This window comes from Pseudomonas sp., assembly GCF_017744435.1.
Taxonomy (GTDB): domain Bacteria; phylum Pseudomonadota; class Gammaproteobacteria; order Pseudomonadales; family Pseudomonadaceae; genus Aquipseudomonas.
In genome coordinates this window covers 106737-126254 of the sequence record NZ_JAGIBG010000014.1, presented here as the reverse complement: position 1 = coordinate 126254, position 19518 = coordinate 106737, and the positions used below count along the sequence as shown (strand labels likewise).

Below are 19518 nucleotides of genomic sequence, written 5' to 3'. Positions count from 1 at the left end.
TTGCCTTCGATCTCGATGCTCGACACCGACGGGCGCTCGACCACGTTGATGATCAGGACGTTGCCATCGCGGTTCAGCTGGATGTCCTGGAAGAAGCCGGTCTTGAACAGCGAGCGGGTCGACTCGACCAGGCGGCGGTCGTCAGCTTCGTCGCCGACGTTGAGCGGCAAGGCACCGAACACGCTGCCAGCGGACACCCGCTGCAGGCCGTTGACGCGGATGTCGGCGATCCTGAACGACGCGGCCTGGGCCATGGAGGCATTGAGCAGCAGGATGGAGAGCAACAGTCGCGGGTAGTTCATCGAGGGTTCCAGGCGGGCGTAGAAGAGCAGCACGGGGCTGCCGGGAAGCGGGCGATGAGCATACGGGCGGGCTGTGTTCGGCGCGGTTAACCGAGGGTAAAGATGTGTAAAGTTCGCCCACGGCCCGCTACGGCGGGGCGATCATGCGGCTTTTGCAGAACCTGGCACCTGACCCATCATGATCCCCGTACTGCTGGTCGACGACGACCGCGAACTGACTGAAATGCTCGCCCTGTACCTGGCCCGCGAGGGCTTCCAGGCCACCGCCGTGGCCACCGGCGAGGAGGGCGAGACCCGCGCCTTGAGCGGGCTTTACCGCCTGGTGGTGCTGGACGTGATGCTGCCGGGCATCTCAGGCATCGAAGTGCTGCGGCGCATTCGTGCCCGTAGCCAGGTGCCGGTGCTGCTGCTGACCGCACGGGGCGACAACATCGACCGCATCGCCGGCCTGGAACTGGGGGCCGACGACTATGTGCCCAAGCCCAGCTCACCGGGTGAACTGGTGGCACGCCTGCGGGCGATCCTGCGCCGGGTGCACCCGCAGATGCTGGCCGAAAGCCTGGGCGCCGAGTCCATCGGCCGTGGCGCGCTGACCCTGTGGCCCGGGCGGCGCAAGGCGCAATGGGGGCCGATACCGCTGGACCTGACCGGTACCGAGTTCAGCCTGCTCGAAGCGCTGGCCCGCCAGGCCGGCCAGCTGGTGAGCAAGCAGGACCTGTCGCTGAACGCCCTGGGCCGGCCATTGACTCGTTACGACCGGCGCATTGATGTGCACATCAGCAGCATCCGCCAGAAGCTCGGCCCGCGCGACGATGGCAGCAGCTGGATCCAGAGCGTGCGGGGCATGGGTTACATGCTGATCGTCGAATGATGCACCGGCGCCTGTTCTGGAAGCTGTTCCTGGCCTTCTGGCTGGCCAACAGCCTGACCTTTCTGGTCGGTGCCGGGGCTTTCATGATCGACGACCTGCGCGGTGACACCCCCGGCCTGCGCTCGATGCTGGCCACTGAACTGAACCTGTTGCACCGTTATGGCGAACAGGCCGGTCGCCAGTACCTGCAGGTGTCGCCGCAGCCGCCCCAGGTGCAGGTGGGCCTGTATGACGGCACCGGCCACCTGCTGGCCGGCCGCGCCGTGGCCGAACCGCGCTTCGAACGGGCACTGCTCGACCAGGGCGGCCAGGCCCTGGTATTGCGCGCTTCGGTGGCCACCCGCCTGGACGAAGCACCACGGCCGCGGAGCATGGGCCCGTTGCTGACCGGGACGCTGATGAGTGCGCTGTTTGCCTTGCTCTGCAGCCTCTATCTGACCCGGCCGCTGACCTGGCTGCGCGAGGCCATGGGCCAGGTTGCCCAGGGCCGCTTCGACGTGCGCGTGCGCCCGCGCCTGGGGCGCCGGCGCGACGAAATCGTCGAACTGGCCGAAGACTGCGACCGCATGGCTGGGCAGCTCAAGGCGCTGGTCGAAGCGCAGCAGCAACTGCTGCACGACATCTCCCACGAACTGCGCTCGCCGCTGACCCGCCTGCATGTCGCCATCGGGCTGCTGCGCCAGCAGCCTGAGCGTGAGGAAATGCTTGGGCGCATCGAACGCGAATCGCGGCGCATGGATGACTTGATCGAGCAGCTGCTGACCCTGGCGCGGGTGCAGTCGCAACAAGGCCAAAGCGAGCATGGCGAACTGGATGCCGTCGAGGTGCTGGCGCAGATCGTCGAGGACGCCCGTTTCGAGGCGGGCATGAAGCAGGCGCAGGTCAGCTTGCAGGGCGCCGGCACTTTCGTCACCCGTGGCCATGAGGAGCTGCTGTACCGCGCCTTCGAAAACGTGGTCCGCAACGCCGTGCGCTATACCGCGCCAGGTAGCGAAGTACGCGTCGAGGCGAGGCTGGTGGGCGGCGGGGAACAGCTGCAGGTGCATATCGTCGACCAGGGCCCCGGGGTCGAGCCGGCGCGCCTGCAGAGCATCTTCGAGCCGTTCGACCGGGGTGGGCACAGCGGCGCCGATGGCTTCGGCCTGGGCCTGGCCATCGCCCGCCGCGCCATCGGGCTGCACCAGGGCAGTATCAGCGCGAAGTCGAGCGAGGCGGGAGGCTTGAGCGTGGCGATCCTGTTGCCGCGCCTAGGTTGAATGGTCATGCGCATAACTTGTGGGAGCGGCCTTGTGTCGCGAAAGGGCTGCGCAGCAGCCCCAGATTCTCTGCTTCGCCGCGAGATTGCCGGGGCCGCTACGCGGCCCTTTCGCGACACAAGGCCGCTCCCACAACCATCAATCAGCGGCCGAGCATCACGGTCTGCAGTTGCGCCTGAGCCTGCTGCACGGTCTTTGCCTGAGTCGTCAGGTCTTGCAGCAAGGCATTCAGCTCAGCCTGTACCTTTGGGTCGTTGACCTTGACGATCGGCCCGTTGATCTCGATCTGCGCCTTGTGTGCGTCTACGTAGTCGGCGACTTTCAGGCTGCTGTCGAGGGTGCCGTTGATCTGCGGCAGCACCTGCAGGAAGGTGTCGGCCGGGACGCTGACGGTACGGTCGTAGGCCTTGTCGTAGACCACCTTGAGGTCATCGGGCTGCTTGAGCTGGGCATGGGCGCTGTCGGCCTTGGCCTTCTGGTCCTGCAGCTGGAGACCCATGTCGTTCAGGCCGGTCTGTACCGCCTTGATGTCGTCACGGCGGCTGGTGATATCGTTCAGCGAGCGCACCGCGCCTTTCTGCAGCAGGCTGCCCAGGGGTTTCACCGCGCTATCCATGGCGCCGTTGAAATTGGTGATCACCGCGTAATGGTCGTTGTAGGGGCCAAACGCCTTGGATTCGTCGGCACTCAGCTTGGGCACGTGAACGCCGGGCTTGTCGACGATACGGGTTTGCAGGAATTCGCTGAAGGCAGCGCGCTGCTTGGGTTCATTGTCGCCACAGGCGGCGAGGGCCAGGGGCAGGGCGAGGGCAAGCAGCCACTGGGGGCGGAACGAGACGTTCATGTCGATGAAACTCCATATTTGGTTGAGGCACGCCAGCGCAATGGCTCGCGTGGCGGGCTAGGGTAGCGCTTTTTCAGGTGTGGATCCATTCACGCCGGTGGCAGTGCGAACCCGTCGATTTCCCGCTCAAGCTTCAGCGCCTGATCATGCAGCACCCGCATCAGGTGCAGCGCCGACTGCGACAGCGGCTCGAAGCGCGAGTAGACGAAGCTGATGTCGAAATGGATCTCGTCGACCAGGGGCACCACCTGCAGGCCGCTGTCCTGGGCGACGAACTCGTCGATCACACTGATGCCCATGCCCTGCTTGACCAGCGCCACGGCTTCGTTGGCATTGGTGAACGACAGCAGGGAATCCAGCTGCAGGCCACGCCGCTCGATATGGCTGGCCAACAGCTGGCCGAACGGCATGTCCGGGCGGAACAGCAACAGTGCATGGCCCTGCAGCTGTTGCAGGGTCAATGAAGGCTGCCCTGCCAACGCATGCCCGGCCGGCATGACCACCACCATGCGCCCGCGCATGAAGGCCTGCGAATGCAGGTGGTCATGCACGACCGGCAGTGCGGCAATCGACAGGTCGACCTTCTTCGACAGGATCTGGTTGGGCATCTCGTGCATCAGCGAGGTCTGCCATTCGATCTGCAGTGAAGGCGATTCGCGCTTGAGCTGGGCCAGCGCCGTGGGGATGACCACCGTCGACAGCGAGGCACTGCAGGAAATACGCAGCTGGCGCTGGCCGCCCGAGGCCAGGGCCTGCGCGCACTCGTTGACCTGCAGCGCTGCCTGGTACACCCGTTCGACCTCGCGATAAAGGACCTGCGCTTCGGCCGTGGGCACCAGGCGGTTGTTGATGCGCTCGAACAGTCGGTAGGTCAGGCGCCCTTCGATGTAGCCGATCAGCTTGCTCACTGCCGGCTGCGAGACATACAGCAGCTTTGCGGCGGCACTGATCGAGCCGGTCAGCATCACCGCCCGGAACACCTCCATGTGCCGCAGCTTGAACACCATGGCACTGCCGTCTGTACGTTCCTGGCCAACGCGCATGAGTATTACCCCCGGTTATGGTCTTCGCCATCTGTGTATGAGCGCTGTGCAACCGTGCGCAGTATCGTGAGCCCAGGCAAATCGCCCTGACGGCGAACAATAACAAGATCTGCAGGCAAGCGCAGTGGCGCTTGAAGGAACCGCGCTTGAACATCTACGACGAACCCAAGATCGACTGCCATAACCATTTGTTTGACCCCGCACATTTCGCTTACCACCCCAATGCCCCTTACGCGCCCTCCGGCCAGGAGGTCGCCACCCTGGCCCAGTTCAACCAGGTGATGGACGCCTATGGGGTGCGCCATGCCTTGCTGGTGCAACCGAACAGTGGCTACCACACCGACAATGGCCTGCTGCTTCACGCACTGGCGGCTGGCCACGGGCGCTTCAAGGGGATTGCGGTGGTCGAGCGGCAGATCGGCCTGGACGCCCTGGCGGCGTTGCGCGAGCAGGGCGTGGTCGGTGTCGCCTTCAACCCAGCGCTGTACGGCGTGGCGAGCATGCGTGATGCCGAGCCGCTGTTCGGCAAGCTGGCCGAACTGGGCATGTTCGCCCAGGTGCAGGTCTGCGAAGACCAGTTGCTGGACCTGCAATGGCTGGTCGAAAACAACTCGACGCGCCTGCTGATCGACCACTGCGGCCGCCCGGATGCCGCCGCCGGCCTGCGCCAGGCCGGCTTCCAGGCCCTGCTGCGGCTGGCCCGCAGCGGGCGGGCCTGGGTGAAGCTGTCCGGTATGCAGAAGTTCGCCGATGCCGATGGCCTGTATGAGCAAAGCCATGCCTACGTGCGGGTGCTGCTCGAAGCGTTCGGCCCGGACGCCTGCGTGTGGGGCTCGGACTGGCCGTTCATCCGCCAGCAGGCGCGGGTCGACTACGGCCCGCTGCTGAAGCTGGCCGAACGCCTGATGCCGGACGCCCGCCTGCGGCGCAAGGTCATGTGGGACACCCCGCGGCGCCTGTTCGGTTTTGCCTGATTCCCTGCACTTGCCATTCCAATAACAAGAGAGCAATCGCCATGAGCACTGAGCAGCCAATCGGCGTCGGGGTGTTCGACACCCCGGCGCGCGCGCAACAACGCACCCGCACCCGGTTCATGATCCTTGCGCTGATTTCCGGTGGCACCATGATCAACTACCTGGACCGCAGCGTGATGGGCATCGCCGCCCCGAGCATCAGCGCCGACCTGGGCCTGAACGCGGCGATGATGGGGGTGATCTTCTCGGCATTCTCCTGGACCTACGCCGCTGCGCAGATCCCTGGCGGCATCCTCATCGACCGCCTGGGCACCAAACTCACTTACTGGCTGGCGTTGACCCTGTGGTCGCTGTTCACTGGCCTGCAGGGCCTGGCCCAAGGCTTTCTATCGTTGCTGGGCATGCGGTTTCTGGTCGGTGTGACCGAAGCGCCGTGCTTCCCCACCAACAGCCGTGTGGTGGCGACCTGGTTCCCGCAGCGCGAGCGAGCGCGGGCGACCGGCATCTACACCTTTGCCGAGTACACCGGGCTGGCGTTCCTGACGCCATTGCTGTTCTGGGTGCTGCATGCCTATGGCTGGCGCTTCCTGCTGATGGCGGTGGGGCTGCTGGGCATCCTCTATGGCCTGGTGTGGTGGCGCAAGTACCACGAGCCGCACCAGTCGACGTCGGCCAACCAGGCAGAACTCGACTACATTGCCGCCGGCGGCGGGGTGGTCGATGGCGGGCAGAAGGCCACGCAGTTCCACTGGTCGCAGATCCCGGCGCTGCTCAAGCACCGCAACATGCTCGGCATCTGCCTGGGGCAGTTCGCCTGCAACTCGACCAATGTGTTCTTCCTGACCTGGTTCCCCACTTACCTGGTCACCGAGCGGCACATGCCCTGGCTCAAGGTGGGTTGGGTGGCGGTACTGCCCTTCATTGCCGCGTCGCTGGGCACGTTGGTCGGCGGCTGGATTTCCGATGCACTGCTGCGCCGGGGCCATTCGCTGAACCTGGCGCGCAAGCTGCCGGTGATTGCTGGGTTGCTGACGGCGTCGATCATCGTGCTGGCCAACTATGTCGAGTCCGACGCGCTGGTGATCAGCATTCTCTGCGTCGCCTACTTCGCCCAAGGCATGTCGGCCCTGGCCTGGATGATCGTCTCCGACATCGCACCGAAAGGGCTGCTGGGCCTGAGCGGCGGCTTGTTCAACCTGTTCGCCAACGCCGCCGGCATCGTCACCCCGCTGACCATCGGCCTGATCGTTACTGCCACCGGCTCGTTCGTCTGGGCGCTGGCCTTCGTCTCGACGATCACCGCGCTGGGTGCGCTGTGCTACCTGTTCATGGTGCGCGACCTGCGTCGCCTGCCGGATATCCCTTCAGTTGAAAATGGAGCAAGACAATGAGCCAACCCCTGCACGGGCAAACTGCAATCGTCACCGGCGGCATGCGCGGCATCGGCCTGGCCATCGCCCAGCGCCTGAATCAGGCCGGCGCCCAGGTGGTGATCTGGGACCTCGCGGTCGATGGCTGGAACACTGCCGAAAACGGCTTCGAGCCGGTGCTGCGCCAGGCCGTGGATGTGTCCTCGCTGGCGTCGGTGGAGGCGGCGTTCGGCCAAGCGCTGACCCATGTCGGCCAGGTCGAGATCCTGGTCAACAACGCCGGTATCAACGGCCCGGTGGTCGCCTCGTGGGAATATCCGCCCGAAGCCTGGGACAAAGTCATCGCCATCGACCTCAACGGTGTCTTCTACTGCTGCCGCACCGCCATCCCGCACATGCGCGAGCGCGGTTACGGGCGCATCGTCAACGTCGCCTCGATGGCCGGCAAGGACGGCGTGCAGTATATCTCGGCCTATTCTGCGGCCAAGGCCGGGGTCATCGCCTTCACCAAGGCGGCGGCCAAGGAGCTGGCCCAGGACGGCGTGCTGCTCAACTGCATCGCCCCGGCCATGGTCGAGACCCCGCTGATGGCGGAAATGACCCCGGAACACATCGCTGCCAGCAAGGCCAAGATCCCCATGGGGCGCTTCCTCAAGGTCGAAGAGATCGCCAATATGGTGAGCTGGATCGCCGGGCCTGAATGCAGCTTCACCACCGGGTTCGTGTTCGACCTCAGTGGCGGGAGGGCAACCTATTGAGGCCGCTGGGGGTTGCCCACCTGACGGCGCTGGACCTGGCGCCGGTCGCGCTGGTACGTGAAGCGGCGCGGGCCAGGTTCAGTAGCGTGGGGCTGCGCCTGCATCCGGTAATGCCGGGCGCGCTGGCCTACCCACAACCGGTCGGCAGCCCCTCTGCCCGCGAACTGCAGCGGGTGCTGGCGGGTGAGGGCATGCGGGTGGGCGATATCGAGTTCGTGTCGCTCACTGCACAATTGCAGGTCGCCGAGTGCGAGGCCTTGCTGGCTGCGGGGGCTGAACTGGGGGCCGTCAGCCTTACCGTCTCGGGGGATGACGACGACCCGGTGCGGCTCACCCACACGTTTGCGGCGCTCTGTGAGTTGGCCAGTGGCTACGGCTTGCGCGTGGACCTCGAGTTCATGCGCTGGCGGGCGGTGGCGAACGTGCAGCAAGCGGTGGCCGTGGTGGCCGGGGCCGGGCAGGGGAATACGGGGGTGCTGGTGGATGCGCTGCACCTGTATCGCTCGGGTGGGGATGTGCAAGCGCTTGCCCAGGTTGAGCCACGTTACCTGCGGGCAGTGCAGTTGTGCGATGCGCTGCTGCAGGCGCCGGCCGAGGCATTGATCATTCAGGAGGCCCGGGAAGGCCGATTGTTGCCGGGGCGCGGGCAGTTGCCGTTGACCGCACTGCTGAATGCATTGCCAGCCGATGTGCAAGTCAGCGTGGAGACACCTTCGGCGCTGTTTGAGCCTGAGATGAGACTTAAAGCGGCCTATGAAGCTACCCGATCCTGGTTTAGCCGCAACTGAGGCAAACAACAGCAAAGCGCGCTTCACTGATAGATGACACCCCACTGAGCGCACCCCCATGAACAACGAACTGGCAGCACCCGACACCCATGGCGTGACGGTGGAGTTACTGGCAACGGTCGATCTGGGGCCGGAAATCGAAGGCATGGCGGGCCGGCAGTTGCGCATGCGCAAGGTGACCATCGCCCCGGGCGGCGTGTTCGGGCCGGTCCATGATCACAAGGACCGGCCCGGCACGGTGTTCATCTTGCAAGGCACCATCACCGACCACCGCAATGGCCAGGCCACCGACTACGGCCCGGGTGTCGGCTGGCCCGAAGACCACAACACCACGCACTGGCTGGAAAATCGCGGCACAGTGACGGCAGTGGAAATCTCGGTCGACATCGTCAAGGGTTGACCTGGTAGCCACGCCCCTGCAGGCACCCGCTGTAGGCGCTGGCATGCGCCGAGCTTTGCGCCTGGCCCTGGTTGCGCCGGTCTTCGCGGCGCTCCTGGCGTTGCCGCGAGGCGCCTACCGCAGCACCGGCGGCGGCCCCTTGGCCGGCACGGTTCTGCCGGTATTCCTGCTTGGCATCGTCGCCGACCCGGTCGTACACCTCGTCATGCTGATTGCCGCGCACCTGGGCGCCAACCGCACCGGCTGCGGCACCGGCCGCCGCGCCCTTGACCCTGCCGCCGACATGGCTGCCAGAAGAACCGCTGCTGGCGCTGTTCGCGGCATTGGTCGCCACGGTGTTGCAGTCGTTGATGTCCAGCTGCATCTGCTGGCTGCTCTGGCCCTTGAGCGGTACCACCGACTGGGCCTGGGCTGCAGACGCCGCGCACAGCAGCATCAGCAGGTAACTCCACGTGAACGCACGCATCGCACACCTCCACCGGATGGGGATCGCATCTCACAGCATAGCTGGGTGCTGCGCTCAATGAGCCGTACGCAGCGGCACCTCGCGCAGCAGCCAGGACAAGGCAAAGGCCACACAAGTAATCACCGCCGCCACCAGGAACACCCCATGCATGGCCCCGGAGAATGCCTGCAGATACGCCTGTTGCAGCGGCGGCGCCAAGGCATGCACCGCCGTCGGCGACAGGCTCGCGGCACCGCCACTGCTGGCCGCGAAATCACTCGGCAGGCCATCGAGCAGGGCATGGGAAAACAACGCACCGAATACCGAAACCCCCACAGAGCCACCGATCGAACGGAACAGCGTGGCCCCGGAAGTCGCCACGCCCATGTGGCGCCGTTCGACGCTGTTCTGCACCGCCAGGATCAGCACCTGCATCACCATGCCCAGGCCTGCGCCAAGCAGCCCCATGTACAGGTTCATCCGCCACATCGGCGTGTCCAGTTCCAGGCGGCTGAGCAGCCCCAGGGCGACCACCTGCAGCAACGTGCCAACAATCGGGAACACCCGGTAGCGCCCCCAGCGGCTGATCAGCCGCCCGGTAATCGCCGAGACCACCAGCAAGCCACCCATCAACGGCAGCATCTGCAGGCCGGCGCTGGTGGGCGAGGCGTCCTTGACCACCTGCATGTACAGCGGCAGAAAGGTCACCGAGCCGAACAGCGACACGCCGACAATCAACCCGATCAACCCGGCCAGCACGAAGGTCCGGTGGCGGAACAGGTGCAGCGGCATGATCGGCTCGGCCGCACGGCGTTGCTCGAACACGAAACCGACCAGGCCGATGACGGCGAACAGGGCCAGGCACAGGACATCCAGTGAGGCCCAGGGCAGCAGGCCGCCGCCCAGGCTGGTGATCAGCACCAGCGCGCCCAGGGTGATGGTGAGGAAGAACGCGCCGATGTAGTCGACCACATGCTTGACCGGGGCCACGTGCGGGCGGAACACGCTGCCGATCACCACGACGGCCAGCAGGCCCAGCGGCAGGTTGATGAAGAAGATCCAGTGCCATGACAGGTGTTCGACCAGAAACCCGCCGATCAGCGGGCCAACCACGGTGGCCAGGCCGAACACGCCACCGAACAGGCCTTGGTAGCGGCCCCGCTCGGCAGGCGGAATGACGTCGCCGATGGCCGCCATGGCCACCACCATCAGGCCGCCGCCGCCCAGGCCTTGCAGCGTGCGGAACAGGATCAGCTGGGTCATGTCCTGGGCCAGCCCGCACAGCACCGAGCCGAGCAGGAACAAGGCAATGGCGATCTGCAGGACGCGCTTGCGCCCGTAGAGGTCGCCGAACTTGCCGTACAGCGGCACGACCACGGTGGAAGCCAGCAAATACGCCGTGACCACCCAGGACAGCCAGCGCAACCCGCCGAGGTCGCTGACGATGGTCGGCAGCGCGGTGGAGACGATGGTCTGGTCCAGTGCGGCGAGGAACATCACCAGCATCAGGGCGCCGAGCAGCAGCGGAATGGAGGCCTGGGTGCCCGATTCGGCCTGTACGGAGGAGGGCGCGCCAGCGGATGTCGGTTGCATGCGATTGCCTTGAGCCTGTGGGTGCGATTGAGCGTCCATGTGCGGTCAGCAGCCTTTGCCGTTGGCGTGCTGGCGGCCGGCTTCCTGCAGGCCGGCCAGGGCGAAGCTGAACAGCTGGGCAGACACATCTTCGGCCGGCATGCCGAGGATTTCGTGGAGAGTCCCGGTGGACCCGCGCGGGCCGATCAACAGCATCGCCCAGGGAGCGGTGACGCACAGGATGCAGCGGGTCAGTGCCGGGTCGCTCTGGGGGATGGCGGTGATCTCGCTGAACAGGCCCTTGAGCAGTGACAGCTTCAGCGGTGCCTCGGCTTGCATGTGGGCCTGGCCGTGCGGGCTGGGCGCGAGGATCTCCGCAGCCAGCACGCGCAGGTGCCAGTTGTCGCGACGCTGCGTGGCCTTGCGCACGACCAGTTCCACCAGTGACCGTAACTTTTCTGCCGCCGGTTGCTCGCCGAGGGTGATCCGCTGCAGGTCGCTGATGTCCAGGAAGCGCCGCCGTGCTTCGTCGAGCACGGCCAGGTACAGGCCATTGCGGCTGCCGAAGTGGTAGTTGATCGAGGCCAGGTCGACCTCGGCCTTGGCGGCGACGGCTTTGTTGCTGGCTTCGGCATAACCCACGGCGGCGAACAGTTCGCCAGCGGCCTGGAGGATGCGTGTGCGGGTGGCTTCGCCGTCCTTGCGCGGTTCGCGCGGTGTGGTGGCCATGATGCGATGCTCTCGATTCAGTGCAATGACACGGAGCGTGAGCTTGTTCTAAGTTAAATTCAATTTAAATTTAATTATCGCGACTGGCCGGCGACAGGCGGTGTCGCTGCGTTGCACCCGGATGGCGCACGCCGCTAGGGGGAGAGGCCCGAGTTGTGGTATACAACTTGGGAACTGACACCACCTTCGCTGGCACCCGGATGCGTCGCGGCTGGCTGGTGATTTCCTTGCACTTGCTTCTTTTACCGTGAAACGGAGATTCGAAGATGACCGCCACCGACCGTCTGAGCCTGCTGCAGTACGAGCACCTGGGCCTGGACGATGTTGCCGCTGCCGAGTTCAAGGTGGCGCTGGAGGAACTGCGCAAACTGGCGCTGGAAGACCGCTACGAACATCCTGCAGCCCTGCACCTGGGTGATATCGCCGACGCCGAGAACCGTCAGGAGCTGGCTGAAACCAAAGGCTGGGGTATCGGCTTCCTGCAGGGCCTGACCTGTGCCAAGGCGTTGTCGCCCGAACAGCTGGAAGCCATGCGCAAGGTGTTCCAGGCGGCCGCAGAGCGCGCCGTGAAGCGCATGTGCAGGTGATCCGGGGTCATTCGATCAGCAAGCTCGCCTGATCCTAGAGGCCGGGGACTGATGTAAAGCATCGGTCCCCGGCCTTTCTTCTATTATCGCCATTGGATCCGCGGTGCGTTCTCAGGCTCCCTAACGCAACTTTCCCGTCTACGCTTGCTCATGTCGACGCTCGGCCCTGCGTCAATCAACGGCTGACTGCACGCATAGAGACCTGCATCCGGGAATACCGCATGAGCCAGACCGAGCCCCTGATCATCTGCGAATATTGCGATGCCGTATATCGGCGCACGCCGTTGCAGCGCCACCAACGTGCCCTCTGCCCGCGCTGCGCGGGTGTCCTTTACCGGCATGGCAGCCTGACCATCCAGCAACGCCTGGCCTTGAGCATCACCGGCGGTGTTCTGCTGCTGTTTGCCAACCTGTATCCGGTCATGACCATCGGCATGCAAGGGTTGAGCAATTCCGCCACCCTGTGGGATTCGGTGCTGATCCTCAGCAGTGGCAGCATCACCTTCATCGCCCTGGTCATGGCGCTGGCGATCATCTTCGCGCCGGTGCTGCAAATCGCCTTGCTGTGCTGGTTGCTGAGTTTTGCCCTGGCCGGGCGCAGGGCGCCAGGGTTTGCGCTGAGCATGCGCTGCCTCGAAGGCTTGCGCCCCTGGAGCATGCTGGAAGTCTGCCTGCTCGGCGCGTTGGTGGCCGTCATCAAGCTGGCCGGCCTGCTCGACGTCATTCCAGGTATCGGCTTGATCGCGCTGGCCGCCCTGAGCGTGCTGATCATCTATATTGCCGGTCGCGATGTTCGCGACCTGTGGGAGCAGGTATGAGCTCGCCGGTATTGGCCGATGACCTCGGCCTGTGCCTGTGCCACGGCTGCGGGCTGGCGTGCGAACTGGGCAAGGCCCACACATGCCCGCGCTGCGGTGCGCCCTTGCACCGGCGCAAGGCCAACGCCATCAAACGTGGCTGGGCCTTTTTGCTGGCCGCGCTGGTGTTCTACGTACCCGCCAATCTGTTGCCGGTGATGCACACCGAAATGCTCGGCAATGGCAGCGAAAGCACCATCGTTGGCGGCGTGCTGGAATTCTGGGAGGCAGGCGCCTGGGACATCGCCCTGATCATCTTCATTGCCAGTATCGGTGTGCCGGCCATCAAGTTCTTTTCCCTTGGCCTGCTGCTGTTCACCGCCCAGCGTCGCTCCAGCTGGGCACAACGGCAGCGCTCGCAACTGTACCGTGGCGTCGAGCTGATCGGTTACTGGTCAATGCTCGATGTCATCGTCGTCGCACTGGTGGCCGCGCTGGTGCAGCTGCGCGGCCTGGGCACCATCGAACCGCGCCCGGGCATCCTGTTTTTCGGCATGGTCGTGGTGCTGACCATGTTTTCGGCAATGAGCTTCGACCCACGCTTGATCTGGGATCACCCTGGCAATGATGGAGGCCGCACTGATGGCGCAAGCGAGTGACGCGCGAAATGGGGCAGGGCAGGCAGAGGTACGCACCCGGCGCTGGAATATTTCACTGGTGTGGATCGTGCCGATCCTGGCGATCCTGGTCGGGGCTTCGCTGGTGGTGCGCAACTGGATGCAGCAGGGGCCGGTGATTTCGATTTCCTTTCGCTCCGGTGAAGGGCTGGTGGCGCACAAGACGCAGGTCAAGTACCGCAGCGTGGTGATCGGCGAGGTGACCACCGTGGACCTTGCCGAGGACCACAACAGCGTCATCGTCCAGGTGCAGCTGGCCAATGATGCGCGCTCGTTCGCCACCGAGGGCGCACGTTTCTGGGTGGTGCGCCCACGGATCGGCGCGGGCGGGGTGTCCGGCGTCGATACGTTGCTCTCCGGCAGCTTCATTGGCGCCGATGCTGGTGAGTCGAAAGCCTCGGAAAAGAACTTCACTGGCCTGGAACTGCCGCCAGCGATCACCTATGGCGAACAGGGCAAGCGTTTTGTCCTGAGCGCCAACGACCTGGGCTCGCTGGATATCGGTGCGTCCATCTATTACCGCAAGATCCCGGTGGGTGAAGTGGTGTCCTATGCCCTGCAGGATGATGGCAAGGGTGTGGACATCGGCATATTCGTGCAGTCGCCCTACGACGCCTTCGTCACCCGTGATACCCGGTTCTGGAACGCCAGTGGTGTCGACATGCAGATCGGTGCCAATGGCCTGACGGTCAATACCGAGTCACTGTCGTCCATTCTGGTCGGTGGGCTGGCGTTCGGTTCCCCCGACTTTGCCCCGGACGCTCAGGCCGCCGATGACCAGGCGCGCTTCCAGCTGTTCACCGACCGTGAAAGCGCACTGTCACCCCCCAACGGCCAGGGGCAGTACCTGCAGCTGCGTTTCGACCAGTCCATGCGCGGGCTGACGGTGGGCGCGCCGGTGGAGTTCAAGGGGGTGGAGTTCGGCAAGGTCACTTCGATCTATCTGGATTACGACCCGGTCAAACAGATATTCCCGGTGGTGGTGGATGCCGTGATCTACCCGCAACGCCTTGGCCCGGTGCATCAGAAGATGTTGGCGGTGTTCAAGCACACCGAGGGTGACATGAATGGCGCCCGGCATCTGATCGGCACCTTCGTCGAGCATGGTCTGCGGGCGCAGGCGCGCAGCGGCAACCTGATCACCGGGCAGATGTTCATCTCCCTGGACTTCTTCCCGGACGCCCCCAAGGTCAAGTTCGACATGGCGGCCGAGCCGATCATGATTCCGACCTTGCCTGGCAGCCTGGAGATGCTGCAGGAGCAATTGCAGCATTTCGTCGAGCGCATCGGCAAGTTGCCGCTGGAAAGCATTGCCAGCAACCTCGATGGCACCCTGCGCGACCTGCGTGCCAACCTCAAGACATTCAACGGCCAGACGCTGCCTGGGGTAAAAGCTACCCTCGACGACCTGCAAAAGACCTTGAAGACGGCCAACGCGACCATTGCCGACAATTCGCCGGAGCGCGAACGGCTGGGTGAAACTCTGGACGAGCTGGAACGCATGTCGCGTTCGCTGCGCGACCTGACCGACTACCTGGGGCGCCACCCCGAGTCGCTGATTCAAGGCCGGCCAAAGGCGGCCGGGGCGCAAGACTTGAGACCTTGAAAGTGAAAGGCCAAAGGAGTGTCAGCTGATGCATCGAGTGCGCAACCTGTGTGGGGCCAGCCTGCTGATCTGGCTGAGCGGCTGCAGCAGTACCCCGAACAACTACCACACCCTGGTCCCGGCCCAGCCGGTGCAAGGGGGTAGCCCGCACGTGCAGGTGAGCCGGGTCAGCCTGCCGCCGCAAGTGGATCGCCCGCAACTGGTAGTGCGCCAGGGCAGCAGCGGCCTGGCCATTCTGGAAACGGAGTGGTGGGGCGCCAACCTGGTGGATGAGTTTCGCAGTGCCCTGCAGGACATGCTGGGCGGCCCGGTGTCCGGCGCCAGCAGTGTATTGAGGGTCGATGTGCAGCGCTTCGACAGCGTGCCCGGCCAATACGCCTCGCTCGATACCCTGTGGCGCCTGAAACGGCCAGGCGAGCCCGAAATCACCTGCCGGACGTCGGTCCAGACCGCCGCCGACAACAGCATCAACAACCTGGTCAACGCCCATCAGGCCAACCTGCGCAAGCTGGCCGAGGCCGTGCGGGCAACGGCAGCGCCAGGCCGGTCCTGCCCAAGCTCATGAAGCAGGTGAACAAGGGTACGGGGAGCCCGCATGAAGTTACGCACGAGATTGCTCTGGCTGTTCGTACCGCCGCTGCTGCTGGTGTTGTTGCTCGTCTACTTTGCGGCCCAGGGCATGCTGCTGGCGCGGCTGGACAAGCAGGACGAGCGGCTGCTGGTGGCCGAGGCCGAGCGCCTGCGCGCCTTGCTGGGCAACAGCTTCGAGCGTGACGCCAATCGCCTGCGGCAATGGGCGCAGGCGATGCCGGGGGCGGTGCCGTCGGCGTTCCCGCTCGATGCCGCCACGCTGGGCCGCAGTGGCTTCGATTTCATCCTTTACTTCGCCAATGGTGAGCAGCGGGTGAGCTGGCGGCCGCTGGACCTGGCCGCGCTGGAGCGCCCGGCCGGCGCGCCAGCGCTGAACCTGAAGGCGCTGCATGACGGCGTCGCCCAGCAATTGGCGCGCCTGCTGCAGCCTCAGGATGTGGCGCCGCCTGCGCAATTGCTGGCCGTGCTCAGGGTGCCGCTGATTCTGGTTGCCGTGGATACTGCGCGCAGCGGCGACAGGGCCAGCGGTGTGCTGCTGGCGGGAACGTTCCTGGACAGCAAGCGCATCGCCATGCTGCAACAACAGTTGGGCGGTGAGCTCACCTGGCTGCCGTCGGCCACCGATCAGCAACGGCCGGTGCTGCAGGCCGAACTCATGAGCATCGGCAATCGCGAGGTGGTCGATGCCCGCCATCAGAGCATCGACCTGCTGTTCCAGGACAGTCTTGGCGAGCCGCAGCTGCGCCTGCAACTGACCCGCGAGCGCCATCTGTACCTGGAGGGCGAGCAGCAACTCAATGTGTTCCTCGGCGTGACGGGAGGGCTCATCGGCCTGGCCTGGTTGCTGATCTACCTCGCGCTGGACGTTACCTTGCTGCGGCGCATTGCGCGCTTGCATCAGGAGCTTCTGGCCATTGGCCCGGCTGCGGCGGGGCGGCGCCTGACCGACGACGGGCACGATGAGCTGGGCAAGCTGGCGCGCGAAGCGAACCGTGCGCTGGACCGCCTGGAGCAAAGCGAAGCACGCGACCGGGCGATTCTCGACGCCATGGAAGACGGCTATTTCGAACTCGACGAGCTGGCCAGGATCGAGTCGGTCAACCCGGCTTTCTGCAGGCTGCTCGGTTACCCGGCGGCTCAGGTGATCGGCCGAACCGTTGCTTCTCTGCAGGAAGACCATGAGGCCAGTGAGGCAACGGAACCGGCAATCGCCGAGACCGAACCCGGGGCTCCGCTCTCGGCCCGGCTGCGGCGCGCCGACGGCAGCATCGGCCACTTCGAGACCCAGATCTCCAGGCGGCACAACGCCGGGGGCCGTCTGATCGGCTACCGCGGCATCCTGCACGACGTCAGCGAGCATGTGCTCCATCAACAGCAACTGTTCGACCTCGCCTATCAGGATGCCTTGACCGGGCTGGGCAATCGCAAGGCGTTCCATGAGGACCTTGCCCGGCACCTGCACGGCGGTAGTCTGCCGTTGGCGCTGATCTTTCTCGATCTCGACCGCTTCAAGCGGGTCAACGACCGCTTTGGCCACGACATCGGCGATGCCTTGCTGGTGTGCATGGCCGAACGCCTGTGCAATGCGCTGCGTCAACCGGGCAAGGCCTATCGCCTGGGGGGCGACGAGTTCACCGTGATCGTCCCGATGACCGACTTCCAGGCAGCCAATGCGCTGGCCCAGCGCTTGCTCAAGGTGCTGGGCGAGCCAGTCAATGTCAGGGGGCTGAACATCGACTTCGTCACCCCAAGCATTGGCCTTGCCCTCGCGCCTGCCCATGCCAGCGAGGTGGATGCACTGGTCAAGGCCGCCGATCAGGCAATGTACGAAGCCAAGCGCGAGCGCGGGCGGGTCTGCGTTTTTCAACCCGGCGACTAAGTGCCGCGTAGCGCGCACGAGGGGGTGTAGATGATCGAGCGCTGTCGTTGCCGGGCTTTGCTGCTGCCGCTCTTCATGCTCCTGCTGCCCGAACGGGTGCTGGCAGAGCCGTTGTGCGGGCAGCTGACCGCTACCGGCAATCCGGAGTACCCACCGTATCTCTGGCGTGACCCGAACAATCCTGAACAGTTGATCGGGGCCAATGCCGACCTGCTCAAGGAAGTGGGCAAGGCACTTGGGCTGGACGTGAAGGTGGTGTACGGCGGGCCCTGGTCAAGGGCGCAGGAGGAGGTGCGCACCGGGCGTATCGACCTGATGGCGGGGTACTTCCTGACCCAGGAACGCCAGCAGCAGATGGACTTCGTCAGCCCGGCATTCCTGCATGTGCGCAGCGTGGTCTGGGTCCGTCAGGACGGCGGATTTCCCTACCACGAGTGGGCGGACCTCAAGGGTCACAACGGCGGGACGCTGGTCAGCAATAGCCACGGCCAGCAGTTCGATGACTACGCCAGGGCCAACCTCCAGCTCGAAGCGGTGCCCAGCGCCAGGCAGGCGTTCGAGAAACTGCTGCTCAAACGCAATGACTACCTGATCTACGAGCAGTATCCCGGCATGGCCCTGGCCCGCACGCAAGGGTGGGAGGCGCAATTGAAGGTGCTTGACCCACCGGTGGCCAGCGAGGGGTTGTACCTGGCGCTGTCGCATCAATCGAAGTGCAATCGAGCAGAGCTGCGCGAGCGGCTGGCGCAAAAAATGAAAGCGCTGGTTGCCGGGCCGGTGCCCGAGCAGTTGGTCGAGAAGAATCTGGAGTTGTGGCGACAGCAGCAGGCGGGAAAGCAGCCTTGAGGGCTGACTACCCATCAACCTCCAGCGCCCGCTTGGCTTCGCTCACATTGACCTCACCGGGCAAGGCGACGCCGTTCTTGGTTGCCAGGATCTCGGCCATGACGCTGACGGCAATCTCCGCTGGGGTCTTGCTGCCGATATAGATGCCAATCGGCCCGTGCAGGCGCTGCAGTGAGGCCTCGCTTTCCCCGAAATGCTCGATCAGGCGTTCACGGCGCGATTGGTTATTGCGCCGCGAACCGATCACGCCAATGTAGAACGCCGGGCTGTGCAAGGCTTCGAGCAGGGCCAGGTCGTCCAGCCTGGGGTCGTGGCTGAGGCCGACAATACAGCTGCGCAGGTCCGGGGTGAACGCACGCACCACGTCATCCGGCATACCGACGATCTTCTCCACGCCAGCCACGTTCCAGTCATCCATGTATTCCGGGCGCGGATCGCAGACGGCCACCTTGAAGCCATTGAACAGGGCCATGGTCGCCAGGTACTCGGCCAGCACCCCGGCACCGATCAGCAGCATGCGGTAACCGGGGCCCAGGGTGTTGAGCATGTACCGGCCATCGAAGCCGAACTGCTCCGGTACGCGGGTGGTGGTCAGGTGAACCTGGCCGCTATCCAGGTCCAGCTCGCGGCGCACCAGGTTGCCGCTGTCCAGCAATGGCAGCAGTTGCTCCAGGCTTGCCAGCGCCGGGTCGAACTCGAGGATCAGCTCAAGGGTGCCGCCGCAGGGCAGGCCGAAGCGCTGTGCTTCATCGGCACTGACGCCGTAGCGCACCACCTGCGGCAGGCCCGTTGGCATGCCGTCGCCCTGGTAGGCCGTGGTGTAGCGGTGGATGAGGTCGTCTTCGATACAGCCGCCAGAGACGCTGCCGACCACCCGGCCATCGCCGCGCAGGGCCATCATCGAGCCGACGGGCCGTGGCGACGAGCCCCAGGTACGGGCGACGGTGGCCAGCAGCACGCGCTCGCCAGCCTGGAGCCAGTCACGGGCAGTGCGCAAGACCAACAGGTCGATGCTTTCCATGGAAGCCTCTTGGGTAAACCCGATTCAATCAATACCAGTGCCGGCCTCTTCGCGGCTAAAGCCGCTCCCACAGGTACAGCGCAGCACTTGAGCACTGTGATGACCCTGTGGGAGCGGCTTTAGCCGCGAAGAGGCCGGCACTGGTATTGATTGAATCGGGTT

The 19518-nt window shown here is 65.0% G+C and carries 21 protein-coding genes; 14 read left to right on the top strand and 7 right to left on the bottom strand.

What is annotated here, in order from left to right; translation table 11 throughout:
- Positions 1–302, bottom strand: a 302-nt coding sequence (locus tag J7573_RS12145) for a POTRA domain-containing protein (RefSeq protein WP_363263708.1), incomplete at its 3' end; no start/stop codon positions are given.
- 178 nt (positions 303–480) lie between these two features.
- Between J7573_RS12145 and J7573_RS12140 the strand changes: the two genes are divergently transcribed.
- Both J7573_RS12140 and J7573_RS12135 read left to right on the top strand, forming a co-directional pair.
- Positions 481–1173 carry a response regulator transcription factor gene (locus J7573_RS12140; RefSeq protein ID WP_294334986.1) on the top strand — a complete coding sequence of 231 codons (693 nt, stop codon included), beginning with the start codon at positions 481–483 and terminating at the stop codon, positions 1171–1173.
- A complete protein-coding gene (locus J7573_RS12135; protein WP_294334984.1) occupies positions 1170–2429 on the top strand; it encodes an ATP-binding protein in 1260 nt (419 codons plus the stop codon). The genes J7573_RS12140 and J7573_RS12135 overlap by 4 nt, the downstream gene beginning before the upstream one ends.
- A 142-nt stretch (positions 2430–2571) precedes the next feature.
- Here the strand turns inward: J7573_RS12135 and J7573_RS12130 are convergent, their stop codons facing one another.
- Together J7573_RS12130 and J7573_RS12125 are read right to left on the bottom strand one after the other, a co-directional pair.
- On the bottom strand, positions 2572–3273 hold the full coding sequence (locus tag J7573_RS12130) for a DUF3053 domain-containing protein (protein WP_152957620.1): 702 nt from the start codon (positions 3271–3273) through the stop codon (positions 2572–2574).
- An 89-nt stretch (positions 3274–3362) separates the two neighbouring features.
- Positions 3363–4316: a LysR family transcriptional regulator gene (locus J7573_RS12125; RefSeq protein WP_294334980.1), complete on the bottom strand. Its 954-nt coding sequence runs from the start codon at positions 4314–4316 to the stop codon at positions 3363–3365.
- A 146-nt stretch (positions 4317–4462) separates the two neighbouring features.
- Here J7573_RS12125 and J7573_RS12120 point away from each other — a divergent pair, with 146 nt between their 5' ends.
- Genes J7573_RS12120 through J7573_RS12100 form a run of 5 tightly spaced genes read left to right on the top strand, consistent with a single transcriptional unit; the run spans position 4463 to position 8606 of the window.
- Positions 4463–5290 (top strand): amidohydrolase family protein, encoded by an 828-nt coding sequence (locus J7573_RS12120; protein ID WP_294334978.1) that lies wholly within the window; start codon positions 4463–4465, stop codon positions 5288–5290.
- Between the two features lie 41 nt (positions 5291–5331).
- On the top strand, positions 5332–6681 hold the full coding sequence (locus J7573_RS12115) for an MFS transporter (RefSeq protein WP_294334976.1): 1350 nt from the start codon (positions 5332–5334) through the stop codon (positions 6679–6681).
- Positions 6678–7418 carry an SDR family NAD(P)-dependent oxidoreductase gene (locus tag J7573_RS12110; protein WP_294334975.1) on the top strand — a complete coding sequence of 247 codons (741 nt, stop codon included), beginning with the start codon at positions 6678–6680 and terminating at the stop codon, positions 7416–7418. Before J7573_RS12115 ends, J7573_RS12110 begins: the two co-directional genes overlap by 4 nt.
- Positions 7415–8206, top strand: coding sequence for a sugar phosphate isomerase/epimerase (locus J7573_RS12105; protein WP_294334973.1), 792 nt, complete (start codon positions 7415–7417; stop codon positions 8204–8206). Before J7573_RS12110 ends, J7573_RS12105 begins: the two co-directional genes overlap by 4 nt.
- A 58-nt stretch (positions 8207–8264) precedes the next feature.
- On the top strand, positions 8265–8606 hold the full coding sequence (locus J7573_RS12100) for a cupin domain-containing protein (RefSeq protein ID WP_294334971.1): 342 nt from the start codon (positions 8265–8267) through the stop codon (positions 8604–8606).
- Here the strand turns inward: J7573_RS12100 and J7573_RS12095 are convergent.
- From J7573_RS12095 to J7573_RS12085, 3 genes are read right to left on the bottom strand one after another with little or no spacing between them, the layout of a single operon-like run.
- Positions 8596–9072 carry a YMGG-like glycine zipper-containing protein gene (locus J7573_RS12095; RefSeq protein WP_294334969.1) on the bottom strand — a complete coding sequence of 159 codons (477 nt, stop codon included), beginning with the start codon at positions 9070–9072 and terminating at the stop codon, positions 8596–8598. The two genes, J7573_RS12100 and J7573_RS12095, sit on opposite strands and share 11 nt — an antisense overlap.
- A gap of 54 nt (positions 9073–9126) precedes the next feature.
- A complete protein-coding gene (locus tag J7573_RS12090) occupies positions 9127–10644 on the bottom strand; it encodes an MDR family MFS transporter (protein ID WP_294334967.1) in 1518 nt (505 codons plus the stop codon).
- Between the two features lie 45 nt (positions 10645–10689).
- Positions 10690–11352, bottom strand: a complete 663-nt coding sequence (locus J7573_RS12085; protein WP_294334966.1) for a TetR family transcriptional regulator — start codon at positions 11350–11352, stop codon at positions 10690–10692.
- A 266-nt stretch (positions 11353–11618) separates the two neighbouring features.
- On the opposite strand from J7573_RS12085, the gene J7573_RS12080 reads away from it, so the two are divergent.
- From J7573_RS12080 to J7573_RS12050, 7 genes are all read left to right on the top strand, one after another.
- The gene (locus J7573_RS12080) at positions 11619–11939 is read left to right on the top strand and encodes a hypothetical protein (RefSeq protein WP_294334964.1); all 321 of its coding nucleotides are present in this window, start codon (positions 11619–11621) and stop codon (positions 11937–11939) included.
- Between the two features lie 221 nt (positions 11940–12160).
- The gene (locus J7573_RS12075) at positions 12161–12757 is read left to right on the top strand and encodes a paraquat-inducible protein A (protein ID WP_294334962.1); all 597 of its coding nucleotides are present in this window, start codon (positions 12161–12163) and stop codon (positions 12755–12757) included.
- Positions 12754–13395 (top strand): paraquat-inducible protein A, encoded by a 642-nt coding sequence (locus J7573_RS12070; RefSeq protein ID WP_294334961.1) that lies wholly within the window; start codon positions 12754–12756, stop codon positions 13393–13395. Before J7573_RS12075 ends, J7573_RS12070 begins: the two co-directional genes overlap by 4 nt.
- On the top strand, positions 13379–15019 hold the full coding sequence (locus J7573_RS12065) for an MlaD family protein (protein ID WP_294334959.1): 1641 nt from the start codon (positions 13379–13381) through the stop codon (positions 15017–15019). Before J7573_RS12070 ends, J7573_RS12065 begins: the two co-directional genes overlap by 17 nt.
- Positions 15020–15047: 28 nt before the next feature.
- Positions 15048–15584, top strand: coding sequence for a PqiC family protein (locus tag J7573_RS12060; protein WP_294334957.1), 537 nt, complete (start codon positions 15048–15050; stop codon positions 15582–15584).
- A 30-nt stretch (positions 15585–15614) separates the two neighbouring features.
- Positions 15615–17489 carry a diguanylate cyclase gene (locus tag J7573_RS12055; protein WP_294334955.1) on the top strand — a complete coding sequence of 625 codons (1875 nt, stop codon included), beginning with the start codon at positions 15615–15617 and terminating at the stop codon, positions 17487–17489.
- Positions 17490–17519: 30 nt separating this feature from the next.
- On the top strand, positions 17520–18335 hold the full coding sequence (locus J7573_RS12050; protein ID WP_294334953.1) for a transporter substrate-binding domain-containing protein: 816 nt from the start codon (positions 17520–17522) through the stop codon (positions 18333–18335).
- A gap of 7 nt (positions 18336–18342) precedes the next feature.
- Here the strand turns inward: J7573_RS12050 and J7573_RS12045 are convergent, their stop codons facing one another.
- Positions 18343–19356, bottom strand: a complete 1014-nt coding sequence (locus J7573_RS12045; protein WP_294334951.1) for an XdhC family protein — start codon at positions 19354–19356, stop codon at positions 18343–18345.
- Between the last annotated feature and the right edge of the window lie 162 nt (positions 19357–19518).

Excerpts from the sequence above, each read along its gene's own strand:
- J7573_RS12140 (WP_294334986.1), top strand. The coding sequence starts at position 481 with ATGATCCCCGTACTGCTGGTCGACGACGACCGCGAACTGACTGAAATG.
- J7573_RS12135 (WP_294334984.1), top strand. The coding sequence starts at position 1,170 with ATGATGCACCGGCGCCTGTTCTGGAAGCTGTTCCTGGCCTTCTGGCTG.
- J7573_RS12130 (WP_152957620.1), bottom strand. The coding sequence starts at position 3,273 with ATGAACGTCTCGTTCCGCCCCCAGTGGCTGCTTGCCCTCGCCCTGCCC.
- J7573_RS12125 (WP_294334980.1), bottom strand. The coding sequence starts at position 4,316 with ATGCGCGTTGGCCAGGAACGTACAGACGGCAGTGCCATGGTGTTCAAG.
- J7573_RS12115 (WP_294334976.1), top strand. The coding sequence starts at position 5,332 with ATGAGCACTGAGCAGCCAATCGGCGTCGGGGTGTTCGACACCCCGGCG.
- J7573_RS12110 (WP_294334975.1), top strand. The coding sequence starts at position 6,678 with ATGAGCCAACCCCTGCACGGGCAAACTGCAATCGTCACCGGCGGCATG.
- J7573_RS12100 (WP_294334971.1), top strand. The coding sequence starts at position 8,265 with ATGAACAACGAACTGGCAGCACCCGACACCCATGGCGTGACGGTGGAG.
- J7573_RS12095 (WP_294334969.1), bottom strand. The coding sequence starts at position 9,072 with ATGCGTGCGTTCACGTGGAGTTACCTGCTGATGCTGCTGTGCGCGGCG.
- J7573_RS12090 (WP_294334967.1), bottom strand. The coding sequence starts at position 10,644 with ATGCAACCGACATCCGCTGGCGCGCCCTCCTCCGTACAGGCCGAATCG.
- J7573_RS12085 (WP_294334966.1), bottom strand. The coding sequence starts at position 11,352 with ATGGCCACCACACCGCGCGAACCGCGCAAGGACGGCGAAGCCACCCGC.
- J7573_RS12080 (WP_294334964.1), top strand. The coding sequence starts at position 11,619 with ATGACCGCCACCGACCGTCTGAGCCTGCTGCAGTACGAGCACCTGGGC.
- J7573_RS12075 (WP_294334962.1), top strand. The coding sequence starts at position 12,161 with ATGAGCCAGACCGAGCCCCTGATCATCTGCGAATATTGCGATGCCGTA.
- J7573_RS12070 (WP_294334961.1), top strand. The coding sequence starts at position 12,754 with ATGAGCTCGCCGGTATTGGCCGATGACCTCGGCCTGTGCCTGTGCCAC.
- J7573_RS12065 (WP_294334959.1), top strand. The coding sequence starts at position 13,379 with ATGGCGCAAGCGAGTGACGCGCGAAATGGGGCAGGGCAGGCAGAGGTA.
- J7573_RS12060 (WP_294334957.1), top strand. The coding sequence starts at position 15,048 with ATGCATCGAGTGCGCAACCTGTGTGGGGCCAGCCTGCTGATCTGGCTG.
- J7573_RS12055 (WP_294334955.1), top strand. The coding sequence starts at position 15,615 with ATGAAGTTACGCACGAGATTGCTCTGGCTGTTCGTACCGCCGCTGCTG.
- J7573_RS12050 (WP_294334953.1), top strand. The coding sequence starts at position 17,520 with ATGATCGAGCGCTGTCGTTGCCGGGCTTTGCTGCTGCCGCTCTTCATG.
- J7573_RS12045 (WP_294334951.1), bottom strand. The coding sequence starts at position 19,356 with ATGGAAAGCATCGACCTGTTGGTCTTGCGCACTGCCCGTGACTGGCTC.